Below are 6000 nucleotides of genomic sequence, written 5' to 3' on the forward strand. Positions count from 1 at the left end.
GTCCGCTTCGGGGAACGCTGCATCGCAGCGAAGATGAGCGCCACGAATGTCGGCTTTGGGCCGGTCGGCCCGCTAGGTCATTTCACTTGTCGGGTGCCCCGGCATTTGGGGTATCGAGAACAGCCATAAAAGGTTTGTCCAGTCTTCCGATTGGCTCTCTCGATCATCTTCGACCCACATCGAGGGCATTTAGTAAGGTCAGTCTCCCTTTGGATGGCTTTTTCACGAACGTGCTGGACATGCGCACGCCGTGTTTCCTGGTTGGCGTCCAAAGCGCTGTTGCGCAGTTTGCGAGCAAAATCGCGCACTTCAGTTTCAGTGAACCGAACGGATTTCCGCGAAGCTATGTGGTTGAATAGGTCTCGTCTGCTCCAAAACACGTTAGCTGGCATTTCGGTTTTTGGTTCCGCTGAGCCGACGAATGCTACGAGATTTTCCAGTTGGTCCAGCCTTATGTCAAGCAGGTCTTGGACAACTTTTACATGATGGTAATTCTGGCGAAGGGGGTTCTGAAACTGTGATTTGTGGCGACGCATGACCTGCGTCCATCGGCTTCGGGTCTTGCCGCCGAAAATCCATCCTGACATGTTCTTAGTTTCAATCACGAAGACACCGAAGCGTGACAGGACGATATGGTCGACTTGTGTCGTGCCGTGGCTGGTTGGCAAGGTGAGATCTTCGAGCACGATGTAGTCTTCTTCATCTAGTTTTCGGCGGAGCGTCGCATTGACGCGTCGTTCGCCTGCCGCACCAATCACAGTTGGGGATTTCAGGTAAAAATGAAGAAACGCAGGCTCAACGGCGAGCAAAACTAGAAGTAGTTCCAAGGGTTTTTTTGTTCTCCGTCCAGTGGCCAGCCCAATCCCAACGTAAGACGAATTGAAACGTTGGGCAAAAGCTAGAACAAGATGGCGGATGCAGCGTGGCCTGAACGTCCGCTTCTAGGAAGAAGTATTGCGGCATCTGCCAGTGCGACGAATGTCCGCTCCGGGCCGTGCTCTACTGGGCGGCGCAACATGATTGGCGGATAATCGCTGCGCCGTTCCGCAGCTTTGCATGTTGCCCGGACAGTCACTTGCCGATGAAATCCGCGCGCCTTTCCAGCAAAGCTGCGCTCAGATAATCTACCAGTAAGCGCGCCCGTTTGATCCGGCGCAGGTCGCCGTGCAGCAGGATCCAGGTGGACCGCCGTTGGTCGATCTGGGTGCCGGGAACGCGTTGGAGTTCGGGGAAGACAGGTTGCACCCAACTGGCGATAAAGGTCATGCCCGCCCCGGCGCGCGCAAGATGCACGTGCATTTGCGGGTCGGCCACGGTGTGCCGAACTTGCGCTCTGGGGAAAGGCGTTGCGTCGATCATGGCCTGCAGTTCCGGGACGTCGCCATAGCCGATCCAGGTCAGTCCAGCGCCTTTGGGTCCTGCTTTGGGCAGTGTCTTGTCGATGTAGTCGCGGGAGGCGAACACCCCGATGGACAGCGGGAAGAGCTTGCGTCCGACCGCATCTTCTTCGACTTCGAGCACATGACGAATTGAGATATCCGTTTCGTCCTTAGTGATTGAATCGATGAAGTAAGACAGTTTCAATTCGATTTCGATTTCCGGGTAAAGCTCTGCAAACGCGGCCAAGACCGGAGCGAGCATGTAGTGCGCCGTCAAAGGATCGACAGAGAGGCGAATGCGCCCAGACGCTTCCCTGTCCAGACCCTTGACCGCGCTGAACCCTTTCAGCAATGCGGTCTCAGCTTCCAATGCCTGTGGCAACAAACGCCGTCCCGCTGCAGTGAGTGTTAGGCCACCTGCATTCCGACGAAAAAGAGTTGTACCCAGCTGTGCCTCAAGCCCCTCGATCTGACGACGGACCGTGGCGTGGGTGCCCTCTATTTGCTCTGCGCCAGCACGCAACGATCCTGACCGGGCAACAGCGAGAAAGGCGGGGAGAGACTTCCAGTCCATAGGCGCATGTAACGTTATTGATCCAATGTGGTTCACCCTAGTCAATTATTGGGTCGAATTAAATCCGGTATCTCCGTTGGCATTCGCAAAGGAGATCATCATGGAAACCACATTCAATGCTTGGGACGTTACTCGCTACGGCGGCCCGGAAGTCCTCACACCCATCACCCGGCAGGTGCCAACACCCACCGCAACCCAGGTCCTTATCCGCATTCGCGCCTCTGCCGTGTCCCGTGCCGATGGTCTGATGCGGGCAGGCCAGCCGAAGTTTGCGCGCCTGTTTCTGGGCCTCAAGCGCCCGCGTGCTGGTTTGTCAGGCACCTGCTTTGCAGGGGACATTGTTGCTGTTGGCGATGACGTCACAGAGTTCGCCATTAGGGATGCCGTTTTCGGTGAAGCGGGCCTGCAGTTTGGTGCAAATGCAACCCACATCTGTGTCGATCAGGCAGGAAGTCTGTTAAAGAAGCCGGATGCGGTGACATACGAAGAGGCCGCCACGCTGTTTGATGGCGCGATGACCTCCTGGCACTTTCTAACCCGCGTCGCCAGCCTGCGCGCCGGGGAGAGCGTCCTGATCCTCGGCGGATCAGGCAGCCTCGGGACAGCGGCAGTTCAGTTTGCGAAGGCCTTGGGGGCCAATGTCACGGCAACCGCAAGCGCCCGAAACGCCGAACTCTTGCGGTCTCTGGGCGCGGACCAGGTCGTTGACTATCATGCCGAAGACCCGCTGAACTGCGGTGTCACCTATGACGTGGTCTTTGATACCCTCGGTGTCTCGTCCTTTGGTGCAGCCAAATCTGCATTGAAGACTGGCGGGCAATTCATCTGCCCGGTGCTGGGTCTGAGACTGCTACGCGACATGCTTCTGACAGGCCTGTTCGGCAGCAAAAGGGCCAAGTTTGCGGCAGCAGGCATGTCGAAACCGGCTGTCCATCGCGAAGAACTGACCGAAGTGCTCGCCCTGATGGCCAAAAACCAGTTCTCACCCGTCATGGACCGTACCTATCCGCTGGCCGATCTGGTGGAGGCACATCGCTATGTCGAGACAGGCCGCAAGCGCGGCAATGTCGTTGTGGTTTGAGGAGGCATGGCTATGAACACGCTTCCCATACCACCGCAGCAAGCCCGCTTTGCCGGGCTCTGCTATCTCATCATCATCCTCTGCGGCGTCGGATCAGAGGTCGCGCTGCGGGGACCGCTGATTACTTTCGGATCGGCCGAGGAAACGATGCAGGCCATCACGGTCGAAACCCTACGGTTCCGCCTGTCGATCATGGCAGACGTCGTGATGGCACTCGCCGACGCCGCCTTGGCGGTCTCACTGTTTCTGATGTTACGCCCTGTCTCTGCGGGGCTGGCCCTGGGCGCACTTGTCTTTCGGCTGCTGCAGTCTGGGATTATCGCTGTGGGCCTTTTGAACCTGCAAGCCGCGCTTATTGTCGACAACGCCGATCTGTCGCTCAGCTTCATCACCCTACACACATACGGTTACGATCTTGGTCTGATCTTCTTCGCGGTGAACTGTTTTCTGACCGCTTGTCTGACCATCAACTCGGGATTTGTCCCGCGCCTCTTGGGCCTCGGAATTGGTCTCTCAGGGCTGGTTTATCTGACAGGAAGCGTGCTGCGCTTTCTGGCGCCAGACCTGCACGGGCTCGTCGCACCCGCCTATGTCCTGCCGTTGATTGCCGAGACGGCCTTTTGCCTCTGGCTGCTGTTCCTGCCCGGGCAAGGCCGCCGGACTGCGACAGCCTGAGATCAAGCCTCACCAAACATCTTTCAAGAAAGGATCATCAAATGCCTGCTCACACAGTTCTCGAACTCATCAAACAAGCTGACCAAGCCATCACCGCCGAAGATTTTGACACGCTTATGGACTTCTACGCAGAAGACGCAGTCCTCGTTGTGCAACCCGGTCAGATGGCAGGAGGCAAACCGCAAATCAGAAAGGCATTCGAAGCCATCGCTAGGCATTTCCAGAACGCGCTGACCGTCACACAAGGCGACGCCCAGGTGATCGAGGGCGCTGGCACCGCCTTGGTCATCATGGAAACGCTTCTTCTTGTTGGGGATGCCAAGGAGCCGATCAAACGGCGGGCCACTTACGTTTTTCGACAAGACGGCAATGGCAATTGGCTCTGCACGGTCGACAACTCCTACGGCACCGACCTTCTGGATGCGGCGTAACACCGACGCGCATCCGCCGCGACATTCACATTCTTAAACCAAACAAACGCTGATTGATCAGGAGATTAATAACATGACAACGCCAATCATCATTCTTTGCCTGCTATTGCTGCCGCTTCTTGTGTCTTGGGTTGTCGGAGGGGCAGACAAGGTGCGCATCGGTGGCGTCTTCAGCATCGCACTTGCCTTCGCATTCTTTGGTGTCGGGCATTTCGCCCAAACCGAAGCCATGACCCGGATGATGCCGTCCTTTGTCCCCTTTGCGACGCCGCTGGTCTACGCCACTGGAATTCTTGAACTGGCCGTTGCAGCAGCCCTCCTACACCCTGCAATCCGAAGACTGGCCGGTTTTGCCGCCATCGCCATCTTTATCGGCTTCTTCCCGGTGAATATCTTCGCCGCGTTCAATCATACCGGCATGGGCGGCCACGTCTGGGGACCCGTCTATCTGCTGATCCGCGCGCCTTTGCAGGCGCTGCTAATCTGGTGGACATGGTACTTTGTTTTGCGCCTAGACGTAGCACGACCGAGAAGGGTTCACTTTTCGCTGGGTTAGATGACGGCAAAAAATGTCCTTTGGGTGTGGTCGCACGCGAGCACACCCTTACTATACTCTGTCGAGGATATACTTTGTGTTACGTCTTTGGCGGCCTGATCCAATTCCTACTGCGACACCGACAGGTTCGCCTGTTTGAACATTGGCAGCAAAACCGGTGAAGTTGCCTGACTTGGTTTCATATCCTGCCGAACGTACATCATCTGCGCCGGAGCTTCGATGCTCGGATCCACGTCCGCCAGAATACGGTGGCACGCTTAGATTTTCCTCGAAGCCAGAGAAGCAGACTGTGAGCAGTTCAATTGGCTTCGGACCGGGTTCAACTGCAGACCTTCATCTTTAGCTCATGAAGGGTGGCAAAGTCCGCGTCTACAATGAATTCGCCGAGCCCCGGGTTTCGCTATCGCAGCGAATGGCGGCTGTGCGGTCCTGCAATCGCAGCATCCAGGCCAATGATCGAGTGACCGCAATGGGCCGAAAGTGTCGGGTGGCCAGGTTTGCAACCCTGGCCACCCAGCCCTGAGATCAGGAGTGTCGGTATGGTTCCTCACGCGCGTCAAGACGCTGCTGCAGCCAATCAAGAACCTCACTCTCTAACCAGCCAACCCGGTTCGGGCCCAGGATGATCCGCTGTGGGAATTTCCCGGCCTTCTCCAGGCGGGCAATGTGTTGGGGTGAGTACAGAACCAGGCCTCCTTCAGTCTGACGCTTTGAAAGTATCCGCATCACGATTTCTCCATGATTGGAGAGCAACGCGATGCCCTCAGGTTTCGACAAGTCTCCCGAGAGAGGGCAAGCGTAGCCGATTAAACCGGCAATACCAAATTCCGCCAATTAGCGAGCCACGTAGTCGCCTTCCTCTACACGCGGGTAATTGCGTCGATTGACGTCGTAGTGCGGATGATTGTCATCGTTACGGTAACAGTCTCCCGCGAAAACCTGAGCTCTTCATGCGCGTCTTCGTGGCTTAGGGTCTCAAGCATTTCTCGTACTGCTATGCCGCTATCGGCGGACAAATAGTATCGTTCTACGAGGCTCTTGATTACGTAGTCCGGGGCTTTTCCAAGTTTTTTCCATACACCTAGAATCTATACAAAAAACCGTAAAGAGTCGAATCCGAGGGGCGGTCAGACCATAGATTCCTGAAGAGTCGAATCTGACTTCCAGAGAATCCAGGCGCCTTCTCACGGGCGAACTCGGCAGAACATACCGGCGCAGCAGAAAGGGTGGACTTAAGGGTGGGCCAAAAACGTTGAACCCGCCTTTTTTGTTTGAAACCAGAAACTTACGTAGATTTGTTGGTG

General features: G+C 56.2%; 7 protein-coding genes and 1 pseudogene. 4 read left to right on the forward strand and 4 right to left on the reverse strand.

Going from position 1 to position 6000, the window contains the following annotated elements; translation table 11 throughout:
- Positions 1-77 precede the first annotated feature (77 nt).
- From ACZ1HK_RS07120 to ACZ1HK_RS07130, 3 genes and pseudogenes are all read right to left on the reverse strand, one after another.
- A complete protein-coding gene (locus tag ACZ1HK_RS07120) occupies positions 78-827 on the reverse strand; it encodes an NERD domain-containing protein (RefSeq protein ID WP_472628100.1) in 750 nt (249 codons plus the stop codon).
- Positions 828-1071: 244 nt separating this feature from the next.
- Positions 1072-1761 carry a LysR family transcriptional regulator gene (locus tag ACZ1HK_RS07125; protein ID WP_472628116.1) on the reverse strand — a complete coding sequence of 230 codons (690 nt, stop codon included), beginning with the start codon at positions 1759-1761 and terminating at the stop codon, positions 1072-1074.
- An 18-nt stretch (positions 1762-1779) separates the two neighbouring features.
- Positions 1780-1953, reverse strand: a pseudogene (locus ACZ1HK_RS07130) (LysR family transcriptional regulator); the annotation flags it as partial.
- 100 nt (positions 1954-2053) lie between these two features.
- Here ACZ1HK_RS07130 and ACZ1HK_RS07135 point away from each other — a divergent pair.
- The 4 genes from ACZ1HK_RS07135 (at position 2054) to ACZ1HK_RS07150 (ending at position 4696) form a co-directional block, all read left to right on the forward strand.
- A complete protein-coding gene (locus tag ACZ1HK_RS07135; protein WP_472628101.1) occupies positions 2054-3034 on the forward strand; it encodes an NAD(P)-dependent alcohol dehydrogenase in 981 nt (326 codons plus the stop codon).
- Between the two features lie 12 nt (positions 3035-3046).
- Positions 3047-3709, forward strand: a complete 663-nt coding sequence (locus tag ACZ1HK_RS07140) for a DUF4386 domain-containing protein (RefSeq protein WP_472628102.1) — start codon at positions 3047-3049, stop codon at positions 3707-3709.
- A gap of 41 nt (positions 3710-3750) precedes the next feature.
- Complete coding sequence (locus ACZ1HK_RS07145; protein ID WP_472628103.1) at positions 3751-4140, forward strand: YybH family protein; 390 nt, start codon at positions 3751-3753, stop codon at positions 4138-4140.
- A gap of 73 nt (positions 4141-4213) precedes the next feature.
- Positions 4214-4696: a DoxX family protein gene (locus tag ACZ1HK_RS07150; RefSeq protein WP_472628104.1), complete on the forward strand. Its 483-nt coding sequence runs from the start codon at positions 4214-4216 to the stop codon at positions 4694-4696.
- A gap of 525 nt (positions 4697-5221) precedes the next feature.
- Here ACZ1HK_RS07150 and ACZ1HK_RS07155 read toward each other — a convergent pair.
- A complete protein-coding gene (locus tag ACZ1HK_RS07155; RefSeq protein ID WP_472628117.1) occupies positions 5222-5422 on the reverse strand; it encodes a helix-turn-helix transcriptional regulator in 201 nt (66 codons plus the stop codon).
- Positions 5423-6000 lie beyond the last annotated feature (578 nt).

The organism is Gymnodinialimonas sp. JB5-7 (genome assembly GCF_055693405.1).